The sequence below is a fragment of the Lysinibacillus sp. NPDC097231 genome (assembly GCF_044761885.1).
In the GTDB taxonomy this organism is placed as follows: domain Bacteria; phylum Bacillota; class Bacilli; order Bacillales_A; family Planococcaceae; genus Lysinibacillus.
This window is the reverse complement of sequence record NZ_JBIWDH010000044.1, coordinates 1-22,739: the sequence shown is the minus strand read 5'-3', so window position 1 is coordinate 22,739 and position 22,739 is coordinate 1. Positions and strand designations below refer to the sequence as shown.

The window sequence follows — 22,739 nt, the reverse complement described above, 5'->3', positions numbered from 1 at the left end:
TTTTTTTATCTTCATTCAGTAGAAGAAACGTCTACTGAGTAACCAACTTCATGTTGTTGCTGTCGCTACGCTTTCGCACAGACAAAACCTTTTACTACCGCTGCGTTAGCACTACGCTTTCGCAAAAAAACATCTGCCGCTGACGCTACGCTTTCGCGCAAAAAACATCTGTTGGCCTAAAGCCTCCGGCGGATGTCACAAAATCCGGACGCAATTTCGCCTTGGCGAAATTGATAAAGAAATGTGTATTGGTTGATTATGATAATACTGTATTTTCGGGCATAAAATGATAAAATAATAGGGAGTGAAGGAGTGCTTTCTTGCAGGGGATTCTTGCAGGCATATTAACATCTGTTGATGTGATCGGTTTATATGTATTAATACCAAATGTTAAATATCGATTATTTTTGTCAGTGTGGACGGCTGCACTGCATATGTTATTCCCGTTATTAGGTTTTGAATTGGGAAGTTATTTAGCTCAATTCCTGTTAGAGTGGGGACAATGGATTTCAAGCATTTTATTGTTTTGTATGGGGCTGCATTTACTATTGTTTTCACATAAAGACGAAAAAGTAACGATTTCACCAGTACTTTTAGCTGTGACTGCAAGCCTAGATACCTTTTCAGTAAGTGTTTCATTTGGTATGCTAAACTTAGAGAAAACAATATTTATTCTTAGTGCAGGTGCTAGTGCCCTTATTTGTTCTTATGGGTCATTAGTCATTGCACGTAGAAGCCAAATCTTTTTTGGCAACAACATTCAAATATTCGCAGGGATTATTTTTATCATTATGAGTTTTCTAGCTATCCAACAATAGATAAAACAATGGAGGGTGATAAGTGTGAAAATACTTTTTGTTTGTACCGGAAATACTTGTCGCAGTCCAATGGCAGAGGTTATTTTAAAACACCAACAAAAAGACAATATTGAGGTTCGCTCAGCAGGTATTTATGCTATGCCTAATGCTGAAATGTCTGCGCATGCGCAACAAGTATTAAATGAAGCAAATATGACTCATCAACATTCTGCAACACAGTTATCGATAACTGAAATGGAATGGGCAGATTTAATTTTAACCATGACATCTGCTCATAAAGATATGATTGTCGCTAATTATCCGAATACAGAAAATAAGGTTTTTACTTTAAAAGAATATACAAGCGAAGGTAGCATGGAAAATGTCGTAGATCCTTATGGTGGAAGTAAAGAAATGTATGAAGCAACATTTGCGGAATTAAAGGCATTGGTAATACGATTAGTAAAAAAATTTGAAGAGGATTGAGGAGCGCTATGAAAAGACAGTTTGGCTTACGACTTAAACTAGTATTATTTGTAAGTACACTTGCACTAATCACATACAGTACCAGTTTTATATTCATCGAATTTATTCAACCTACCTTTTTCCCAGAGTCCAATCGTAAACTGTTCGAAATTATTACTTATCTGTTGGGAATTACATGGTCAGGTATTTTAGCTGCAATTTTCAGTGTCATCTTAATAAAACCTTTACAGCAGCTTGAATATTCAGCATCCCGTGTAGCAGATGGAAAGATAGGACAGGATGTACAAATGCCGAAAACAAATGATGAGATTCGTTCTGTTGCAGAGGCATTCCAGCAAATGGTGTTAAATTTACGACAAATGGTGGAAAGTATCGATCATAATTTCCAGCAAACAAATCAATCTATTATTCAACTATCAGATGAAGCGGCTGTTGCCACGAAAAAAGCAGAGGGTATAGCAATAACAGTGAAGCACATTTCTACTGGTGCAGAGACATCTGCAGAGGCAGTACAAGAAACAGCTGAATCCATTGAAGATGTACGGGCTCTTGCTACAGAAGTAAATAGTAGAGCAGAGGCATCGGCAACGCAATCCAAAGAAATTCTACACAATTTAACAACAACAACAAAAGCTATTGAAACGTTAGTAAATAGTATTCAGCAAATTGCGGCTGGCAATAATGAAGCGTTAGAAAGCATTCGAGCTTTAGAGGATAATGCTGGTCAGGTAGAGCGCATCATTGGTTTAGTTGGCGATATTGCAGCACAAACAAATTTATTAGCCTTAAATGCTTCGATTGAGGCAGCACGTGCTGGAGAACATGGAAAAGGCTTTGCCGTTGTAGCTGAAGAGGTTCGTGGCTTGGCTGATGAAAGTGCGAAAGCAGTACAAGGTATTACGGCTCTTATTCAGTCCATGCAACAAAACGTAGAGGTTGTTGTAAAACAAATGAATCAGCAGGTGGCTTTTGCAACAAAAGAAGCTGCACGTGTATCCGAAACAACTGTAGCGGTAGAGGGTATGTCGTCTAGTGTACATGAAATGGCAGCAGCTATTGTGGAAATATCCTCACTGATTGAACAGCAAATGCATAATATTGAAACGACAGCTCGGCAGTCTCAAGAAGTTGCAGCTATTGCTCAAGAAACATCTGCAGGTGCCCAGGAGGTTCGCGGTGCAGCCGAAGAACAGGCATATGCAATTGAGCAAGTAGAGCAACTTGCACAAGGCTTAAAGAAGCAATCTGAAGAGCTGCATAAAATGATTCAACAATTTGATAGACAAGCTTAGAAAAAATATCTTCATTTATGAGACTGTAGACAAACTTAGATGACAATCGAGTTTGTCTACAGTTTTTTTATAAAATATTGTTATTGTCTATAAAGTGACGGATAGAACCATGGAATCGATAGATAGAGGAACCAAAGTGACGTATAGAACCTCAAACCAGCTGCTAAACTTCCTATAGGATAGGTAATTAAAACGCTACATGGATAAAATATTGATATAGTATGTCCACTGTAGTTAAAAAACTAAAAAAACTTAAGAAGATGGAATATTACAACAACTGATGATTATACGAACTTATCAACATGATATTCACAATATCCACAAATAAAAGCATTTAAAGGTGAATGATTTTATAATATTTTACAAGAAATGTTCGTCTTTTAGGAGAAATCAGCATAAAAATGCAAGAAAAATCATGTTATTCTTGTGGTAGAAGTGGTACACTAGTGATGACAATAAATTTGAAATGAGGGAACCCAGTGAGAATAGCAATTTCTTCTGATCACGGAGGCAATAACTTACGTCGTGAGATTATGCAGCTGTTAGATGAGCTAAATATTAGCTACGAAGATTTTGGTCCACAATCTGCGGATTCAGTAGACTATCCTGATTATGCAAAACCAGTTTCTGAAGGTGTTGCTAGCGGGGAATTTGATAAAGGTATTTTAATTTGTGGGACAGGAATAGGTATGTCTATTGCTGCCAATAAAGTTAAGGGAATTCGTTGTGCTTTAGTGCATGATGTATTTAGTGCAAAGGCAACGCGTTGCCACAATGATTCAAATATTTTAGCGATGGGTGAGCGTGTGATTGGACCAGGCCTTGCACTTGAAATTGTTAAAGCATGGCTTGAAACAGATTTTGAAGGTGGTCGCCATATACGCCGTATTGAGAAAATCGCTGAACTTGAGCAATAAATAAAGCTTGTAACGATTACTTGGTAAAAGTAGATCACCGAGTTTTTATGCGTGGAATAAATATTTAACTATTAAGGGGCTGAGCATAGTGGTTGTGCAACAAATACGAACACAATTGACTCAGTTACTCAGTGAATTTGAAGAGCAGGTAACCTTACGACCAAATACTATTTTTGTCGTAGGCTGCTCGACATCTGAAGTGATTGGTCAGAAAATTGGCACAGCAGGCGCGCTTGAAACAGCAGAGGCGATTATTGAGCCATTACAGGAATTTGCTAAGAAACATCAGTTACATCTAGCGTTCCAGGGCTGTGAGCATATTAACCGTGCTATTACAATGGAGTCATCAACAGCAGAACAATTTGGTTATGAACCAGTTACTGTTGTACCAGTTCGTACAGCAGGTGGCTCGATGTCTGCCTATGCATATACACAATTTGCAAATCCAGTTGTTGTGGAAGCTGTTCAAGCGAACGCAGGCATTGATATTGGTCAAACACTAATTGGTATGCATTTAAAGGCAGTGGCTGTTCCAGTTCGTACATCTGTACGAATGGTAGGAGAAGCAATTGTGACAATTGCAACAACACGTCCAAAGCTGATTGGCGGAGAGCGTGCAGTATATAAATAAAATTACCTCTGTTAGCAAGGGGTATATAAATAACGATTATACTTAGGAGGCTTTTTCAAACATGGCATACGAAAAATTAGCAGTACAAGACAAAGCAGTATTAGATGGTATTCTTGCAGAGAAAAAACGTCAACAAGCAAATATTGAGCTAATCGCATCAGAAAATTTTGTAACTGAAGCAGTAATGGAAGCACAAGGTTCTGTTCTAACAAATAAATATGCTGAAGGTTATCCTGGTAAACGTTACTATGGTGGTTGTGAACACGTAGACGTAGTGGAAAATATCGCACGTGATCGTGTGAAAGAAATCTTTGGTGCAGAATACGCGAACGTTCAACCACACTCTGGTGCTCAAGCAAATATGGCTGTATACCATACTATTTTAGAACCAGGTGATACGGTTCTTGGTATGAACCTTTCTCATGGCGGTCACTTAACACATGGATCTCCTGTAAACTTCTCAGGGATTCTTTATAATTTCGTTGAATATGGCGTGACAAAAGATACACAGGTTATCGATTATGAAGACGTACGCCAAAAAGCATTAGAGCATAAACCAAAGCTAATTGTTGCAGGTGCATCTGCATATCCACGTGAGATTGATTTCGCTAAATTCCGTGAAATTGCTGATGAAGTAGGAGCATATTTCATGGTGGACATGGCACATATCGCTGGTCTTGTAGCTGCTGGAGAACACCAATCTCCAGTGCCATACGCTGATTTTGTAACATCTACTACACATAAAACATTACGTGGACCACGTGGTGGTTTAATCCTTGCTTCTAAAGAATGGGAGCAAAAGTTAAACAAATCGGTATTCCCTGGTATCCAAGGTGGACCATTAATGCACGTTATTGCTGCAAAAGCTGTAGCATTCGGCGAAGCATTACAACCAGAATTCAAAGATTATGCAAAACAAATTAAAGCTAATGCTAAGGCTTTAGCAGAAGTATTAATTTCTGAGGGTGTTGAAATTGTATCTGGTGGTACAGATAACCACCTGTTACTTCTTAATGTAAAATCTCTTGGTTTAACAGGTAAAGTGGCTGAGCACGCACTTGATGAAGTAGGCATTACAACAAATAAAAATACAATCCCTTACGATACAGAATCACCATTCGTAACTTCTGGTATCCGTATTGGTACACCTGCAGTTACATCTCGTGGCTTCAAAGAGGAAGACATGAAAGAAGTTGGTGGGATTATTGCAGCAGTACTGAAAAATCCAGAAGATGAAGCAGTCAAAGCTGAAGCAAAAGCTCGAGTAAAAGCTTTAACTGACAAACATCCATTATATGCATAATTGAAATTTAGGCTATGTTTAAAGTGCAATGTTACTTTAAACATAGCCATTTTTATTTGGTTCTTCACCAAGAGATGTGGTTGACATTTTTAATTGTTAATAATAGTTGACTGGAGCGGCGCCGGTGTGACTCCTAGGGGATAAGCGTCACAGATGAGACCCTAGAGCGAGCAACGCGAGTGAAGCGGCTCATCGGACGCCCCCTGGAAAGCACACTGGCAGAGCGGAAGTCAATCACAAGTTATGGTGAAGAGGCTTTTATTCGGAAAATGAGGTGAAAACTGTAAGAAGTATATTTTTTTCTAACATAAAAATAAAATCCTCTTATTTTTGAATTAATTTACATAAACTTAGTAGAAAAGGATATATTATAGTGAGCTCAGGACAAATGATGTCCACCAAAGAAGATTTTTTTATAAAAGTGACAATTTATTGAATTTTTATGTACAATGTAATAAGGGATGAAGTGATGAAGTGATGAAGATGGGAGGGATTGGATGGTAACTAAATCGATGAATATACAACATGAAATGTTATTAAATACGATTCGTAAATTGGGTGATAATTCCAAGGAAAGTTACGTTATTTTTGATGCAACAAATAATCATTGTGTATTGGAATGTAATGATTCTTTTTGCGTACTTACAAATACGACACGTTCACAACTACTAAATCACGATTATTTTTCATTGTTGTCAAATGAAGAGCAGATGACAACAATTGAAATGATTAAACAAAAAATACATAGCGGAGTCATGGTACAAGCAAAACTGCACCATAGTTGCTTCGATAAACCTCCTTTTTGGGCGGAAATACAAGCACTTCCATTTCAAAATAATGAAAACGAGACTGTATTTGTACTATTGCTTGTAAAGGACGTTACCTATTATCATACCGAGGACTTTTTTATGCGTCTTGAGAAAGCTATGTATGAAGCGATTGAAAAAGACAATCCTTTTGATAAAAAGATGAGCATTATTTGCAGTGGCATAGATGAATTTTTTATGCAGAATATTTCGAGCATGGTGCTTATTAAAATGGAAGAAAATCAATTGCAGATTTATACAGGTAATAATAAACCAAAGAGTATAGTAGAACGCTGCAAAATGAATAGTTTTTATAAGAAAGTTATGCTAGAGAGAACATCTATTCTAATTGAAAACTTAGATGATATTGATATTCCGATAGAACATAAAATGTTTGCCGATGCATCAAAAAAAACAGCTGGTTGGTTTGTACCAATATACAATCAACAGCAGCAGGCGATTGGATTATTTGCGATATTTTTTAAGCCACATCCTGGTGACCAAGAGTTTTTTGAAAAGATGTTTCGAAAAATAGGTGCACTTGTTGCATTGGCATACACGTATGCAAAGACGCAGAAAAAGATAATGGATTTAGCCTATATTGATATCACAACAGGGCTTCCGAATCGGCATAGCTTTTTAAACAAGATAGAGAAAGAGAAAGAACGCGGCCAAAATGGGTATATCAAAATCTTAAAGCCGAGTGAATTTCATCAAATTGTAGAGTTATATGGACGTGAAGCAGGTGATGAGCTTTTAAGACAAATCGCAAAACGCCTAAATGAAGATAAGAATGAACATAACGAATATATTGCTAGATTTACAAGTTCTAGTCTTATTATTTTCAATGTGATATCTAATGAAGATTTTTTAAATTATGAAAAGCGTATAAAAGAGATTATTCGTCAGCCCTTTATTGTAAGCGGCAAACAAATTTATATTACAGTAAAGACTGGAATTGCTTTTTATAATGATGACATTAAAATTGCTGACGCGATTCGCTTTGCTGATAATGCTTTATCCTTTGCGGCCAATAGACCAGGCACTCATATGGAAATATTTACACAAGAAAGAAACGATGATCTTGAGCAGCAAATGACAGTGTTAAACCATTTGTCACAAGCGTTAAAAAACAATGAAATCTCTGTGAACTTACAGCCAAAAGTTGATATACGAACAGGGGAAATTCAAAGTATTGAAGCGCTTGCTCGCTGGATTTCACCAAAACTTGGCTTTGTGTCACCGGCAATCTTTATACCAGTGGCAGAAAGTGCGGGGAAGGTACGAGAAATCGATACTCGAATATTAGAGATTGTTCTTTCGTGGTTAGCAGAGCGCAAAAGATTAGGAAAAAAATTAGTGAAAGTTGCAGTTAATATTTCACCCAATCATTTTTATTATGCTCATTTTGTACAGGATACATTGAAGCTGGTTCAGAAATATGATATTGATCCAAGCTATATCATATTAGAGGTCACCGAAAATGTTGGCTTGGTTGATTTTCAAACAGCTCTTTCCATTATCCAGGAATTAAAGAGTTATGGTTTTGAAACTTCAGTAGATGACTTTGGAACAGGTTTTTCTTCATTGAGTTATTTACAAAGGCTACCGTTTACTGAATTGAAAATTGATCGAAGCTTTATCAACGCTATTAATGATGCAGCAACACTTGCTATTGTGCGCTCTATTATTCAATTAGCATTAAATTTAGGTATGACTTCAGTTGCTGAAGGAATTGAAAACGAGGAGCAAGTTGAAATCTTACGTGCGCTCGGTTGTACAGTTGGACAAGGATATTTCTATTACAAACCTATGATGATAGAGCAGTTAGATGAAATACTTGATAAATAATTGCAGTATACATTCTGGAAAAGGAGTCGTCCCAAATTTAATTTTGAGACGACTCCTTTTTTCTGTTATACTAGTTGAGATAAAAATGAATCCGAACGGTTAGGAGAGAATCCCTTTGAGCAAAGTATATGTATTTGATCATCCACTAATCCAACATAAGTTAACTTATATTCGTGACAAGAATACAGGAACAAAAGAATTCCGTGAGTTAGTAGACGAGGTTGCAACATTAATGGCATTTGAAATTACACGTGATATGCCAGTAGAAGAAATTGAAATTGAAACACCTGTTACAGTAGCTAAGACAAAAGTACTTTCAGGTAAGAAAATTGCTATTGTACCAATTCTACGCGCAGGAATCGGCATGGTAGATGGCGTATTAAAGCTAATTCCAGCTGCTAAAGTTGGACATATCGGTCTTTATCGTGATCCAGCAACTTTAAAACCTGTGGAGTATTATGCAAAACTTCCAGCAGATGTTGAAGAACGTGATTTTATCATTGTAGACCCAATGCTTGCAACGGGTGGTTCAGCTGTGGAAGCAATCAACTCATTGAAAAAACGTGGAGCGAAAAACATTAAATTCATGTGCTTAATCGCTGCGCCAGAGGGTGTAAAAGTAATTCAAGAAGAGCATCCTGATGTAGATATTTATATTGCTGCACTTGATGAAAAATTAAATGATCACGGCTATATCGTTCCTGGTTTAGGTGATGCAGGAGATCGTCTATTCGGTACGAAGTAAAAGGTTTTACAAATTGCTGATGGGCTAAGTGAAACAAGAATCTTTGTACTGGTCAGGCCAGATGATTCTGTGGCTAGCAATGTGGTTATTTTTAGGAAACTTAAAACTTATGAAAGCGTCCTTCATTATTGAGGGACGTTTCATAGTATGTACAGGTGATATCTCTCTTGAAGTTTGACACCCGCCATACATCATCAAGCACTTTTAAACAATATAACAAAGGACGGTGCAAATCGTTTTGACGAAAAAGTGGAAAGTAATGACTATTTTTGGTACAAGACCTGAGGCTATTAAAATGGCACCACTTGTATTGGAATTACAAAAGCATCCTGAGCAAATAGAATCGATTGTGACAGTAACAGCCCAACATCGCCAAATGCTCGATCAAGTATTAGAAACATTTAAAATCACACCAGACTATGATTTAAATATAATGAAAGATCGTCAAACATTAATTGACGTCACAACTAATGCGCTACAAGGTTTAGATAAGGTCATGAAGGAAGCAAAGCCAGATATTGTTTTAGTACATGGCGATACAGCAACAACTTTCATTGCGAGCTTAGCTGCATTTTATAACCAAATTTCGATTGGACATGTGGAAGCGGGTCTTCGTACATGGAATAAGTATTCGCCATACCCAGAAGAAATGAACCGCCAGTTAACAGGTGTCATGGCTGATCTTCATTTCGCACCGACTGAAGTATCAAAGAAAAACCTTTTAGATGAAAATAAAAACGCAGACACTATTTTTGTGACTGGTAATACAGCTATTGATGCGTTAGCTACAACTGTAAGTGAACATTATACACATCCCGTATTAGAAAAAATAGGGACGGACCGAATGATTTTATTGACAGCGCATCGCCGTGAAAATCTAGGTGAGCCAATGCGTCATATGTTCCGAGCGATTACAAGAATTTTATCAGAGCATGAGGATGTACAGGTTGTCTACCCAGTACATATGAACCCGGCTGTACGAGAAATTGCTAATGAAATTTTAGGAGATAACAAACGTGTCCATTTAATTGAACCTCTTGAGGTCTTTGATTTCCATAACTTTGCGGCCAACTCATATATGATTTTAACTGATTCTGGTGGTGTACAAGAAGAAGCACCTTCATTAGGAAAGCCGGTTCTAGTGCTAAGAGATACAACAGAGCGTCCTGAAGGTATTGCAGCAGGAACGTTAAAGCTAGCAGGAACGGAAGAAGAAACAATCTATTCTCTGGCAAAACAATTATTAGAAGATACAAATGCCTATGAGGCAATGGCAAAAGCATCAAATCCATATGGTGATGGCCATGCTTCTGAGCGTATTGTAAAAGCTCTAATAGATTTTTTGTAAAAAAGCAAGTAATATACTATTTCTGATAAAAAAATGAGTCAATCGTACCTATTTCTGATGGGCGTGCTAATTTACGAGCATATTTGTGTCGTAAATTAGCTTTTTTTTGCATAAATATCAAAAATAATTTTGGATTTATGAAATTTCATACACAAATTTGTCAACAATTTGACAAGAGTATAGTGGCTGTGAAGTTTTTCTTCTTTACTAATTGACTTCAAATACCGCCTATTGTATGCTTACAAAGGGTAAGAATGATAAGGGTTTCTGTTCGTTACTAGACGTTGAAACACTTGTTATATCAAGTTTCTACTAAATTGACAGTTCAAAACAAAATTGTCGATTTGCAACGTTTTGTGCGTATCGGTTTATGACCGAGTAGGTAAGGGGTGTAAGACATTTTTTTTGAATTTACACCTGTAATTTCAAAATGACTCTCCCATTACTATTCCGCTGTGAGTAGTGTTTTTCACTGCTCTTTTCTGATTTCACATAGTGGTCAGCAAACACTTTCTTTACTCGAAAAAATGATTCAGGAGATTATAAACCAATGCTAGATTTGCATCACATTTTTGCTGTGCAGAAGAGAGCGTTATTTTTTTTGCTCGCACTCTGTGCATTAGGTTGGGGTTTCACACCCTATCAGACGGTTTTTGCGGGCATCGCAGTCGGTGCATTTTTTGGTACGTATAATTTTTGGATTTTAGTTCGTCGTATGGAGAAGTTTGACAGATCCATTAGTGAAGGGAAGAAAATAGGCTCACTTGGTACAGCGCTTCGCTTTGGATCAGGTGTAGCGGCAGTCGCAATAGCCATTTCGTTGCCAAACTATTTTCACTTAATTAGCACGGTCATAGGGCTAATGATTCCGTACGTTTTTCTCTTTGTCGAGAGAATTGTGTCACATGTAAGGAACCGCTAATGTGCTTTAAATTAGAAAGAGAGGTGAAAAATAAACAATGAATCACGAAGCTCCGTTACAAACTGTGGATTTAGGTTTTACAACATTAACATTCAACTTATCTACAGTGATGATGTTACTAGTTGCAGCGATTATCGTATTTTTAATTGCGTTTATTTCAACTAGAAGTTTAAAACTAAAACCAACTGGCATGCAAAACTTTATGGAATGGATTATGGATTTCGTAAAGAATATCATCAAAAGCAACATGGACTGGAAAACTGGTGGACGATTCCATATTCTAGGTATTACGCTTATTATGTTCATCGCAGTATCTAACTTATTAGGTCTTCCATTCTCTATCATGTATGACCACACGCTATGGTGGAAATCTCCAACAGCTGACCCAACAGTAACAATGACTCTTGCAGCAATGATTTTAGTATTAACACAATACTATGGTATTAAAATGAGGGGTACAGGCAATTATGTTGGTACATTCTTCAAACCAATGTCATTCATGTTCCCATTAAAAATCGTGGAAGAGTTTGCAAACACACTAACTCTTGGTCTACGTCTTTACGGTAACATTTATGCTGGTGAGATTTTACTTGGTTTACTAGCAGGTTTAGCATCATCAGGTGCTATTGGCTTCATCGGAGCAATTGTTCCTATGATGGCATGGCAAGGTTTCTCAATTTTCATCGGCTTTATCCAAGCCTTTATCTTCACAATGTTAACAATGGTTTACATGGCTCATAAAGTGAGCGATGACCATTAATATAAAGCATATATACTATGCTTGAACCCAAAAAACAAACAATTCCAAGGAGGAAATTTTCAAATGACAGGTTCATTAGGTTTATTAGCAGCAGCAATCGCAATCGGTTTAGGTGCACTTGGTGCAGGTATTGGTAACGGTCTTATCGTATCAAAAACAGTAGAAGGTATCGCTCGTCAACCAGAAGCTCGTGGCGTTCTTCAAACTACAATGTTCATCGGGGTTGCATTAGTTGAGGCCCTACCGATCATCGCAGTAGTAGTAGCATTCATCGTTATGAACAAATAATTCAGTTGTACACTGAATTTTACTAGTGGCGAAGCAGGATTCTCCAGATGAAACTTCGCCCTTCATTTTGAACTGATAAAAGCTATGTGTAAATATAGCTTTTTAAAATAGGTAGTTTTTAAGTCACTAAATTATGTAGAAGTCAAAGCTCTTGAAGGGAGTGAAACAATCGTGTTTTTAGATTATCTTGTACTAGGTTCTAGCACTGGTGAAGGTTTTAACAATGGTGACATTATTTCAACATTGGTTATCTTCTTAGTATTAATGTTCTTACTGAAAAAGTTCGCTTGGGGTCCGCTTATGGGCATCATGCAACAACGTGAAGAATTAGTAGCTAGTGAAATCGAAGCAGCTGAAAAAGCGCGCAAAGATTCGCACCAATATTTAGAAGAACAAAAGAGCCTTCTTAAAGAAGCTCGTACGGAAGCACAATCGATTGTTGAGGGCGCTAAGAAGCAAGGCGAAATGCAAAAAGAAGAAATTCTAACTGCAGCACGCAATGAAGCTAACCGCTTAAAAGAATCGGCTTTACGTGAAATTGAGTCTGAAAAAGAAAAAGCTATTGCAGCTGTACGTGATGAAGTCGTTTCATTATCTGTACTTGCAGCATCTAAAGTCCTTAGCAAAGAGATTTCTGAGGCAGACAACCGTGCTCTAATTGAAGAGACGATTGCGAAGGCAGGGGAAGCTCAATGAGTAATTCAACTGTAGCAAAACGTTACGCCCAAGCGCTTTTTGAATTAGCGCAACAAAAAAACATTCTTGCTGAAGTGGGGTCAGACTTAAACGAGCTTACTAACGTTGTTAAAGAATCTCCAGATTTTTTAACACTTTTAAATGCTCCTAAGTTCTCTATCGAACGTAAGAAACAAATGGTAGCAGAAATCTTTGCTGGTGCAACTCCAGAAGTTTTACACACAATTCAACTACTTGTTGAGAAAAAGCGTGTAAACGACGTGAAGCTAATTGCAGTAGCATATGCTGAGCTTGCTGCGCAAGCACAAGGCACTGCAGATGCAACAGTATTCTCTACTCGTGAACTTTCTGCTGAAGAAAGCACTAAAATTTCTGCAGCATTTGCGAAACTTGTTGGGAAACAATCATTAAACATTACAAACGAAGTTGATCCATCACTACTTGGTGGTATTCGTGTTCAAATCGGTAATCATATTTATGATAGCTCAGTAGCGAACAAGCTTGAGCGCTTAAAACGTGAATTAATCGGTTAATAATTTAGAAATGTGAGAGGTGACATACATGGGCATCAAGGCTGAAGAAATCAGCAGTCTGATTAAACAACAGATTGAGAATTATGAATCTGAACTTAAAGTAAGCGAAGTTGGTACAGTTATCCGTATTGGTGACGGTATCGCTCTTGCTCATGGCCTCGACAACGCCATGGCTGGAGAACTTCTTGAGTTCTCTAACGGTGTTATGGGTATGGCTCAAAACCTAGAAGAAGGTAACGTTGGTATCGTAATCCTAGGTCCATACGCTGACATCAAAGAAGGCGATGAAGTTCGTCGTACAGGTCGTATCATGGAAGTACCAGTTGGTGAAGAACTAATTGGCCGTGTTGTAAACCCACTTGGTCAACCAGTGGATGGACAAGGTCCAATCAACACAACAAAATCTCGTCCAATCGAAAGCCCAGCTTTCGGTGTAATGGCTCGTAAATCAGTACACGAACCACTACAAACTGGTATCAAAGCGATTGACGCTTTAGTACCAATCGGTCGTGGTCAACGTGAGTTAATCATCGGTGACCGTCAAACTGGTAAAACATCTGTAGCAATCGATACAATCTTAAACCAAGATGGCGAAAACATGATTTGTATCTATGTTGCTATCGGTCAAAAAGAATCAACTGTACGTGGTGTAGTTGAAACTTTACGTAAACATGGTGCATTAGATTACACAATCGTAGTAACTGCAGCTGCATCTCAACCAGCTCCATTACTATACTTAGCACCATTTGCTGGTGTTTCTATGGCAGAAGAATTCATGTTACAAGGTAAGCACGTATTAATCGTGTATGATGATCTTTCTAAACAAGCATCAGCTTACCGTGAACTTTCACTTCTTCTTCGCCGTCCTCCAGGTCGTGAAGCTTACCCTGGTGACGTTTTCTACTTACACAGCCGCTTACTTGAACGTGCTGCGAAGTTAAACGAAACATATCAAAATGGTTCTATTACAGCTCTTCCATTCGTTGAGACACAAGCTGGGGATATCTCTGCATACATCCCAACTAACGTAATCTCAATTACTGATGGTCAAATCTTCTTACAATCTGACTTATTCAACTCAGGTGTACGTCCAGCGATTAACGCCGGTCTTTCTGTATCACGTGTAGGTGGATCTGCTCAAATTAAAGCAATGAAAAAAGTTGCGGGTACACTACGTCTTGACTTAGCTGCATTCCGTGAACTTGAATCATTTGCTCAATTCGGTTCAGATTTAGATAAAATTACACTTGCTAAACTTGAGCGTGGTAAACGTACGGTTGAAGTGCTTAAACAAGACCTAAACAAACCACTTAAAGTTGAAAAACAAGTTGCGATCCTTTATGCATTAACTAAAGGTCATTTAGATGATATTCCAGTACAAGATATCGTTCGTTTTGAAAACGAATTCTTAAGCTGGTTAGATTCAAACCACACTAACGTTTTAGATCATGTTCGTACTACAAAAGAACTTGCATCAGACGCTGAGTATGAAGCAGCATTAACTGCATTCAAAAAAACTTTCGCTAAATCTGAATAAGTTCGAGCTAGTCACTTGATTAAAAAACAAAAGGTGGTGAAATACCAGTGGTAAACTTACGCGAAATAAAAGGTCGTATTAATTCTACAAAGAGTACGAAACAAATTACCAAAGCGATGCAGATGGTTTCTTCTTCAAAGTTACGTCGTGCGGAGCAAAATGCTAAAGCTTACGTTCCTTACATGGAAAAAATCCAGGACGTAGTAGGCGCGATTGCAGCAGGTACAAAAGACAGTGGACATCCAATGTTAACTGCTCGTCCTGTAAAGAAAACTGCTTACTTAGTCATTGGTTCTGACCGTGGTCTGGCAGGAGCTTACAACTCAAGTATCCTACGTCAAGTGCAACGTACAATTAACGAGCGTCATAAATCTAAAGACGAATACGTGATTTTAGCAGTAGGTCGTGTTGTTCGTGATTACTTTGTAAAACGTGATCATAATGTCATCAGCGATGTTGTAGGTCTCCCTGACCAACCAACATTTGCTGATATTAAAGAAATCGCTCGTAATGCTGTTGGTATGTTCATTGACGGTACGTATGATGAACTTTATATGTACTACAATCACTTTGTCAGCGCAATTGCTAATGAAGTGACGGAGAAAAAACTTCTTCCATTAACAGATATTGCACCTGCAAGCGGTAGTGCTTCTTATGAATTTGAGCCATCTGGTGAAGCAATTCTTGAAGTATTACTTCCACAATATGCGGAAAGCTTAGTTTATGGCGCATTATTAGATGGAAAAGCAAGTGAACATGCTTCTCGTATGACTGCTATGAAAAATGCAACTGATAATGCATCTGATCTTATTGCAGATCTTTCATTGCAATATAACCGTGCACGTCAAGCAGCAATTACACAAGAAATTACAGAAATCGTTGGTGGAGCTGCTGCCTTAGAATAGGCCAGCTTCCCAATGTCGTATAAGAATACGATAGGAGGGTACACAGTAATGAATAAAGGACATGTTATTCAAGTAATGGGTCCAGTTGTTGACGTAAAATTTGACAATGGCCAATTACCAGCAATCTATAACTCATTAACAGTTAAGATTGAACGTCCTAATGAAGAACCAACAATTCTTGCATTAGAAGTTGCACTTCATTTAGGTGATGATTCTGTTCGTACAATTGCGATGTCATCTACTGATGGCTTACAACGTGGAGCAGAAGTAACAGACTCAGGAAAAGCTATCTCAGTACCAGTTGGTGAAGTTACGCTAGGTCGTGTATTCAACGTACTTGGTGAAGTAATCGACTTAGGTGAAGAGATTCCAGCTGATGCACGTCGTGATTCAATTCACCGTGAAGCACCATCTTTCGAGAACCTTTCAACTTCAGTTGAAATCCTTGAAACAGGTATCAAAGTAGTAGACTTACTTGCACCATATATCAAAGGTGGTAAAATCGGTCTATTCGGTGGTGCCGGTGTAGGTAAAACAGTATTAATCCAAGAATTAATCAACAACATCGCACAAGAGCACTCAGGTATCTCTGTATTCGCTGGTGTAGGTGAGCGTACTCGTGAAGGGAACGACTTATTCTTCGAGATGAGCGATTCAGGCGTTATCAAGCAAACAGCGATGGTATTCGGTCAAATGAATGAACCACCTGGTGCACGTATGCGTGTAGCATTAACTGGTCTTACAATGGCGGAATATTTCCGTGATGAACAAGGACAAGACGTACTTTTATTCATCGACAACATCTTCCGTTTCACACAAGCAGGTTCTGAAGTTTCTGCCCTATTAGGTCGTATGCCTTCAGCGGTAGGTTACCAACCAACACTTGCAACTGAAATGGGTAAATTACAAGAACGTATCACATCTACTAACAAAGGTTCTGTAACTTCTATCCAAGCGATTTACGTACCAGCCGATGACTATACTGACCCGGCTCCAGCTACAACTTTCGCCCATTTAGATGCAACTACTAACCTTGAGCGTAAATTATCTGAAATGGGTATCTACCCTGCGGTTGACCCATTAGCTTCGACTTCTCGTGCTTTATCACCAGAAATCGTAGGCGCTGAGCACTACGCAATCGCTACTGGTGTACAACGTACAATCCAACGTTACCGTGAATTACAAGATATCATTGCTATCTTAGGTATGGATGAGTTATCTGATGATGATAAACAAACAGTAGAACGTGCTCGTCGTATTCAATTCTTCTTATCTCAAAACTTCCACGTTGCGGAACAATTTACTGGTCAAAAAGGTTCTTATGTACCTGTTAAAGAAACTGTTCGCTCATTCAAGGAAATCCTTGATGGTAAATGGGATCACCTACCAGAAGATGCATTCCGTCTAGTTGGTTCAATTGATGAAGTAGTTGAAAAAGCGAAAAGCATGGGCGTAGAGGTTTAATACTAGGGACGAGGAGGAAAAAATATGAAGACAGTTCTAGTCAATATTGTCACTCCCGACGGCCCAGTATACGATTCTGAAGTATCAATGGTAATCGCTAAAACAACTTCAGGTGAAATCGGGGTTCTTGCAGGCCATATTCCTATGGTTGCTCCACTTGCAATTGGTGCAGTGAAGCTTAAAAAAGAAAACGGTTCTACTGAAATTGTTGCTGTAAGCGGTGGTTTCATTGAAGTTCGTCCAGAAAAGATTTCAATTTTAGCTCCTTCTGCTGAAATTGCTGAAAGCATCGATGTTCAACGTGCTAAAGAAGCCGTTAAACGTGCTGAAGGACGTCTTCAAAGTAAACAAGATAACATTGATTTCAAACGTGCTGACCTAGCATTAAAACGTGCGTTGAATCGTATCAACGTTCATGAGGGTAATATCTAATTCAAATTTTAACGGGCAGATTCAACATCTGCCCGTTTTTTATCATTATCCTATTAATCCTAGAGAGCGGCTGGCACAATTATCGAACAAAATTAATAGGGAGGAATCCATATGGAATTGTATGAGGCTATTGGACAGGAAGCTTTATTGGGCATTTTATCGCATATATTTTTTATTGCTATTACTTTTTATGCGCTACAAGCTTTTATGGTGGAGAAGCTCTTTAAGAAAAATAGAGTATTTCAAATTCAGTTAATTTATATTTTATTAAGTATTGCTATTGGATCTACAGTTTCAAATTTCTTTCTCCAAATTTCAAACTGGTCTGGTAAGCTTCCTTATTTATTTTAATACTATTATATAGCTCCTTATTACTATCTTTATGTGGATCAATTGAATATACATATTTCACAGGGCTTTATAACATTATCTTCATTCAGCAGAGAAACATCTACTGAATGAAGATAAAGCCTCCGGACGCAATTACCCAAGGCGAAATTGATTTATGTGGTCCTTTGAAATATGTAAAAAAAGAGTGGTAATAAAATCCATAAAATTTTGGTTATTGTTCAAAAATATTTGGGTATGTATTATAAAATAACGCCTTTTGTTCCATGTTATTGATCATTCACAAAATAAAAAATCATGCGTACAATAAATAAATAGCAAAATATCAATAAAAGGCCTAAAATAGTGATTTTGATGCTTGAACGAGCGTTAGAAAAGTTGTACTATAGAGTTGTTTGTTTACTGATTATGACATTATACTTCTTTTTAAAATAAAATTTCGGTAGGTTAGTAGATTGAATTCGGAGGGACATATGGTGGAAAAAATAATAGTGACTGGCGGCCAAAAGCTACAGGGAAAAGTGCGTGTAGAGGGCGCAAAAAATGCAGTGTTACCAATCCTCGCAGCGGCTTTACTTGCTTCTAAAGGAGAAAATGTAATTAAAGAAGTCCCTAACTTAGCAGATGTCTATACAATAAATGAAGTACTGAAAAGTCTAAACGCGGCAGTTACATATATACCAGAAGACAATATTGTATATATAGACACAACAAAAGAACTTTCTAGTGAAGCTCAGTTTGAATTTGTTAGTAAAATGCGTGCGTCAATTTTAGTCATGGGTTCCTTACTTGCTAGAAATGGTTATGCTCGTGTTGCTTTACCAGGTGGTTGTGCAATCGGTTCTCGTCCAATTGAGTTACATTTAAAGGGCTTTGAGGCTATGGGAGCAAAAATTTCATTTGGTCACGGATATGTAGAGGCAAAGGTTGAAGGCCGACTAAAAGGTGCAAATGTGTATTTGGACTTCCCTAGCGTTGGTGCAACAGAAAATATTATGACAGCTGCAGCATTAGCACAAGGAACAACTGTGATTGAAAATGCAGCGAAAGAGCCTGAAATTGTAGATCTTGCAAACTTTATTAATAGTATGGGTGGTCGCATCATCGGTGCAGGTACGAATACAATTCGTATCGAAGGTGTGGATACATTATATGGAACAGAACATCATATTATTCCTGACCGTATTGAAGCTGGTACATTCATGGTTGCAGCAGCCATTACAAGAGGGGATGTAACAATTGAAAACGCTGTTCCTGAGCATATGACTGCATTAATTGCAAAAATGCGTGAAATGGGTGTAGAAATTACTGAATTAGATGAAGGCATCCGTGTACGTATTCCTAACACATTAAAAGCTGTAGATATTAAAACAATGCCTCATCCAGGTTTCCCAACAGATATGCAATCTCAAATGATGGCCTTGATGTTAACGGCTGAAGGTACTAGTATTATTACGGAAACGGTTTTTGAAAATCGTTTTATGCATGTTGAGGAATTCCGTCGCATGAATGCCGGAGCTAAAATAGAAGGACGTTCTGTGTTTATCGAAGGGCCAGTAAATCTTCAGGGTGCTGAAGTAATGGCAACTGATTTACGAGCTGCGGCTGCGCTAATTTTAGCAGGTCTTGTATCTGAAGGTGTAACTAGAGTGACAAAACTTCATCACTTAGATCGAGGTTACGTAGATTTCCACGGAAAATTAGCTGCACTTGGTGCAAATATTGAACGTGTACCGGTTGAAGAGATAGTATCAACAACAAAAGAGAAAGCTGCTATGGAAATACCAACAAAGTAAATAGATTTCTGAGCCCTTTGCTTAAACAGCAGAGGGTTCTTTTATTAGTTAATGGTAAAGAATATCTGTATAGATTAAGATATGGAGACCAAGCAGATTTATATGTACGAGGTAGCACGGCGCCTTTGCGGTCAATAAACTGATTTCGTTATATAAACCGTTCCTTGGAAAGCGAAAAGGATTGTGACTTCATAAAATTAGTTTTGCTATAAAAGCCAGAATATTTCAGAAAGAGGATTGTTTCTCTGAAGAAGAAACCCCAATTTATTGAAATTTCACTTTATCTATAGCCCTTCACCCTCCTACATACTATATTTTCCTTCGCAAATGTTCACATATTTAGAAGAGATTTAGCATATTATTTGTTATGAAAAATTGGACAATGAGTGTAGGGATAATTTGCTTGATTGGAGTATTATACATGCTTCCTTTGGCATTTAGTGAAAGACATTCGATGGAAGAGTCACCTTCGACAACGGAGAATGCTTGTGAAATATTCATAGAAGTGGAGGGGCGACAGGAGAAAATCCCGTTAGAAACGTATATTACTGGTGTAGTAGCTGCAGAAATGCCTATTTCATTTAATAAAGAAGCCTTAAAGGCACAGGCTATTGCAGCAAGAACTTATGCATTGAAATCGACAAATTACGGTAAGGATGCCATTGCTCCAACTGTGGCAAGGCAAGTTTTTTATGATAAGGGTCAAAGAAAGGCGAATTGGACTAGCAATTTCCTGGGAAATGAAAAGAAAATTGTCGAGGCAATTAATGAAACAAAAGGACAAGTTCTTCTTTATCATAATGAGTTAATTACGGCCATGTTCCATTCTACTAGCAATGGTAAAACAGAAAGTGCCTACGGGTATGGTGGGAATGATCTCCCGTATTTACAAAGCGTTGCAAGTTTATCCGATCAATCATCGCCAAAGTTTTCTGCCACAGAAGAATGGACATTAGCTGAATGGAATACACTATGGCCAGTTAAATGGCAGCAAAGTGATTTCAATCGGGTACAGTATTTTTTAAATGATTCAGGACGTGTGGAGCGCATGCAATTAGGTAATAACGTGTGGTCAGGGCGAGAGGTACGAACACTCTTAAAAATACCATCAACTGATTTTAAAATTTCATATAATACTACTACAGGAATAGTACAAGTTAGCACGAAAGGATACGGCCATGGGGTAGGAATGAGTCAGTATGGTGCTGAAGCAATGGCAAGTGAAGGAAAAACTGCTGCTGAAATTTTACACTATTATTATCAGGATATTGAAATAAAAAAGATAGATGCATGTTTAAAATAACTTCTAGTTGTTCACACTGCAACTAGAGGTGATGAAAATGAGAGAGGATAAAAATAGTAAAACTTCTCAAAATCAAAATGAAAAAGGTCAATTACAGAAGAAACCGTGGTTTTGGCCGGCAGTATACGCAGGTGGTGCTTTAATGCTAGCAGGTATGTTACTTGGTTACAATAGTCTCGTATCTAAAGTAGAAGAGGCTCCGTCATCAGATGTAGCAGAGGTAGATTCAGGTCCTGTAGTTGAAACAAATGCACGTGCAGAAACAATGAAGTATCCATTCAAGGAAGCAGATCTTAATAAAGTACAAGTTTTACAAGAGTTTTATGAAGTAGAGGCTAATGCAGAGTCACGTGAAAAAGCACTAATGGTATTTAATCAAACATTTACAACGTCTTCTGGCATTTCTCTTGGCATGAATGGTGAAGAATTTGAAGTACTTGCTGCTATGAGTGGTAAAGTAAAAGAAGTAAAACTAGATGCATTTACAGGCAATAAAATTATTATTGAGCATCCAAATGGTATGGAAACACATTATAGCTCCGTAAAAGACATAGTTGTGAAGGAAGGCGATGAGGTAACACAAGGTCAGGCACTAGCAAAAGCGACTGACAATGAGTGGAACCAAGCAGCTGGCGTTCACTTGCATTTTGAAGTACTTGAAAACGGAAAATATATGAATCCGAAAAAATTACTAGGCTTTTAAAATAGGGAAATTCGTGCATCTCAAATGACAGTTAAAGATAACTATTAATGAGAGAAACGAGTACTAAAACAGCATTTTATCTTCATCCAGCAGAAGACTCACACCTCTACAGGTGGAGAGACGAATGCGGTTTTGATTCTACTTTAGTGGGTGTCCAAACACCTGCTGAAATAGTAGAACTCAGTCTAAGAACGCCACGTCCTGTGGCAACGACTGAGTGACCAACTCATGTTGGCCCAAAACCTCCGGCGGATGTCACGGATTTTGAAAGGAGGCCTGCACGATGTAGGTCAGTTAACCGTTGTCACAGGAAGTGACGGTTTTAGGTTAACTTCCTACAAAGGGCACAATTCAAAATCCGGACGCAATTTCGCCAAGGCGAAATTGATTAGGAAAGTGCAAAACGTGTTCTGAATAGCTTTGTCCTCACATAAGGTGAAGAAATGCGCATACGTGCATCTGATGCCAAAGCCATTTTGTGAAATTGTGTGGAAAGGACGAAGACCCTGCACGAGCACATTCGGAAGCGCTGCATACGCCTCGGTGAATTATTGATTGAGACGCGTGAAACTGTGCGTGTCCTCGCGAAAATGACGGGTTATTCAAAAAGTACGGTGCATAAAGATTTGACAGAGCGCTTGCCAACAATTCATGAAGGATTGGCTGAGCAAGTGAAAGAAATACTCGCCTACCATAAGGCCGTACGTCATATTCGCGGAGGAGAGGCAACGAAAAACAAGTGGAAAGAAAGAGCGAGTCATGAATGATTCGTTCTTTTTTGTGTGCGCCCGGCATGCGTATGAACTATAGGGTGCAAGTCCCGAACCCCGAAGACAGAAGTAGAGGTTAGCCAAGAGCAAGGGTGTCCGTGGTGAC

At 38.2% G+C, this 22,739-nt stretch carries 24 protein-coding genes; all 24 read left to right on the top strand.

Translation table 11 applies throughout. The features are described from left to right. The first annotated feature begins 320 nt into the window (after positions 1-320). Positions 321-818: a manganese efflux pump MntP gene (locus ACIQXF_RS20445; RefSeq protein ID WP_402786825.1), complete on the top strand. Its 498-nt coding sequence runs from the start codon at positions 321-323 to the stop codon at positions 816-818. Between the two features lie 24 nt (positions 819-842). Further along, the gene (locus ACIQXF_RS20440; RefSeq protein WP_402786823.1) at positions 843-1,283 is read left to right on the top strand and encodes a low molecular weight protein arginine phosphatase; all 441 of its coding nucleotides are present in this window, start codon (positions 843-845) and stop codon (positions 1,281-1,283) included. 8 nt (positions 1,284-1,291) lie between these two features. Next, positions 1,292-2,575, top strand: coding sequence for a methyl-accepting chemotaxis protein (locus ACIQXF_RS20435; RefSeq protein WP_402786820.1), 1,284 nt, complete (start codon positions 1,292-1,294; stop codon positions 2,573-2,575). Between the two features lie 479 nt (positions 2,576-3,054). Beyond that, positions 3,055-3,492: a ribose 5-phosphate isomerase B gene (gene rpiB, locus ACIQXF_RS20430; protein ID WP_402786817.1), complete on the top strand. Its 438-nt coding sequence runs from the start codon at positions 3,055-3,057 to the stop codon at positions 3,490-3,492. Between the two features lie 88 nt (positions 3,493-3,580). Next, positions 3,581-4,123, top strand: coding sequence for a TIGR01440 family protein (locus tag ACIQXF_RS20425; protein ID WP_402786815.1), 543 nt, complete (start codon positions 3,581-3,583; stop codon positions 4,121-4,123). Positions 4,124-4,184: 61 nt separating this feature from the next. Then, positions 4,185-5,426, top strand: coding sequence for a serine hydroxymethyltransferase (glyA, locus tag ACIQXF_RS20420; RefSeq protein WP_402786812.1), 1,242 nt, complete (start codon positions 4,185-4,187; stop codon positions 5,424-5,426). A gap of 512 nt (positions 5,427-5,938) precedes the next feature. Next, positions 5,939-8,083 (top strand): EAL domain-containing protein, encoded by a 2,145-nt coding sequence (locus ACIQXF_RS20415; protein WP_402786809.1) that lies wholly within the window; start codon positions 5,939-5,941, stop codon positions 8,081-8,083. A gap of 115 nt (positions 8,084-8,198) precedes the next feature. Beyond that, a complete protein-coding gene (gene upp / locus ACIQXF_RS20410; RefSeq protein ID WP_402786806.1) occupies positions 8,199-8,828 on the top strand; it encodes a uracil phosphoribosyltransferase in 630 nt (209 codons plus the stop codon). Between the two features lie 238 nt (positions 8,829-9,066). Further along, entirely contained in the window at positions 9,067-10,176 is a 1,110-nt protein-coding gene (gene wecB / locus ACIQXF_RS20405; protein ID WP_402786804.1) for a non-hydrolyzing UDP-N-acetylglucosamine 2-epimerase, read from the top strand. 550 nt (positions 10,177-10,726) lie between these two features. Beyond that, positions 10,727-11,098: an ATP synthase subunit I gene (locus tag ACIQXF_RS20400; RefSeq protein WP_004269472.1), complete on the top strand. Its 372-nt coding sequence runs from the start codon at positions 10,727-10,729 to the stop codon at positions 11,096-11,098. Between the two features lie 37 nt (positions 11,099-11,135). Next, on the top strand, positions 11,136-11,858 hold the full coding sequence (gene atpB, locus ACIQXF_RS20395) for a F0F1 ATP synthase subunit A (protein WP_402786801.1): 723 nt from the start codon (positions 11,136-11,138) through the stop codon (positions 11,856-11,858). A 63-nt stretch (positions 11,859-11,921) separates the two neighbouring features. After that, complete coding sequence (gene atpE, locus ACIQXF_RS20390; RefSeq protein WP_004269474.1) at positions 11,922-12,146, top strand: F0F1 ATP synthase subunit C; 225 nt, start codon at positions 11,922-11,924, stop codon at positions 12,144-12,146. 171 nt (positions 12,147-12,317) lie between these two features. Beyond that, positions 12,318-12,842, top strand: a complete 525-nt coding sequence (gene atpF, locus ACIQXF_RS20385; protein ID WP_402786798.1) for a F0F1 ATP synthase subunit B — start codon at positions 12,318-12,320, stop codon at positions 12,840-12,842. Then, entirely contained in the window at positions 12,839-13,375 is a 537-nt protein-coding gene (locus tag ACIQXF_RS20380) for a F0F1 ATP synthase subunit delta (RefSeq protein WP_402786795.1), read from the top strand. The genes atpF and ACIQXF_RS20380 overlap by 4 nt, the downstream gene beginning before the upstream one ends. Before the next feature lie 28 nt (positions 13,376-13,403). Continuing rightward, the gene (atpA, locus tag ACIQXF_RS20375; protein WP_402786792.1) at positions 13,404-14,912 is read left to right on the top strand and encodes a F0F1 ATP synthase subunit alpha; all 1,509 of its coding nucleotides are present in this window, start codon (positions 13,404-13,406) and stop codon (positions 14,910-14,912) included. Between the two features lie 47 nt (positions 14,913-14,959). Next, positions 14,960-15,817, top strand: a complete 858-nt coding sequence (gene atpG, locus ACIQXF_RS20370; RefSeq protein ID WP_402786789.1) for an ATP synthase F1 subunit gamma — start codon at positions 14,960-14,962, stop codon at positions 15,815-15,817. Positions 15,818-15,865: 48 nt separating this feature from the next. Continuing rightward, complete coding sequence (gene atpD, locus ACIQXF_RS20365; RefSeq protein WP_402786786.1) at positions 15,866-17,281, top strand: F0F1 ATP synthase subunit beta; 1,416 nt, start codon at positions 15,866-15,868, stop codon at positions 17,279-17,281. A 24-nt stretch (positions 17,282-17,305) separates the two neighbouring features. Then, complete coding sequence (locus ACIQXF_RS20360; protein WP_402786783.1) at positions 17,306-17,713, top strand: F0F1 ATP synthase subunit epsilon; 408 nt, start codon at positions 17,306-17,308, stop codon at positions 17,711-17,713. Between the two features lie 111 nt (positions 17,714-17,824). Further along, positions 17,825-18,064 (top strand): DUF1146 family protein, encoded by a 240-nt coding sequence (locus tag ACIQXF_RS20355; protein ID WP_402786780.1) that lies wholly within the window; start codon positions 17,825-17,827, stop codon positions 18,062-18,064. A 473-nt stretch (positions 18,065-18,537) separates the two neighbouring features. After that, a complete protein-coding gene (gene murA / locus ACIQXF_RS20350; RefSeq protein WP_402786866.1) occupies positions 18,538-19,857 on the top strand; it encodes a UDP-N-acetylglucosamine 1-carboxyvinyltransferase in 1,320 nt (439 codons plus the stop codon). Positions 19,858-20,224: 367 nt separating this feature from the next. Next, a complete protein-coding gene (spoIID, locus tag ACIQXF_RS20345) occupies positions 20,225-21,160 on the top strand; it encodes a stage II sporulation protein D (protein WP_402786777.1) in 936 nt (311 codons plus the stop codon). Between the two features lie 37 nt (positions 21,161-21,197). Beyond that, complete coding sequence (locus tag ACIQXF_RS20340; RefSeq protein WP_402786774.1) at positions 21,198-21,863, top strand: peptidoglycan DD-metalloendopeptidase family protein; 666 nt, start codon at positions 21,198-21,200, stop codon at positions 21,861-21,863. A 47-nt stretch (positions 21,864-21,910) separates the two neighbouring features. Continuing rightward, a complete protein-coding gene (locus tag ACIQXF_RS20335) occupies positions 21,911-22,084 on the top strand; it encodes a hypothetical protein (protein ID WP_402786771.1) in 174 nt (57 codons plus the stop codon). Positions 22,085-22,369: 285 nt separating this feature from the next. Beyond that, positions 22,370-22,630, top strand: coding sequence for a sporulation transcriptional regulator SpoIIID (locus tag ACIQXF_RS20330; protein ID WP_079559420.1), 261 nt, complete (start codon positions 22,370-22,372; stop codon positions 22,628-22,630). The last annotated feature ends 109 nt before the right edge of the window (positions 22,631-22,739 follow it).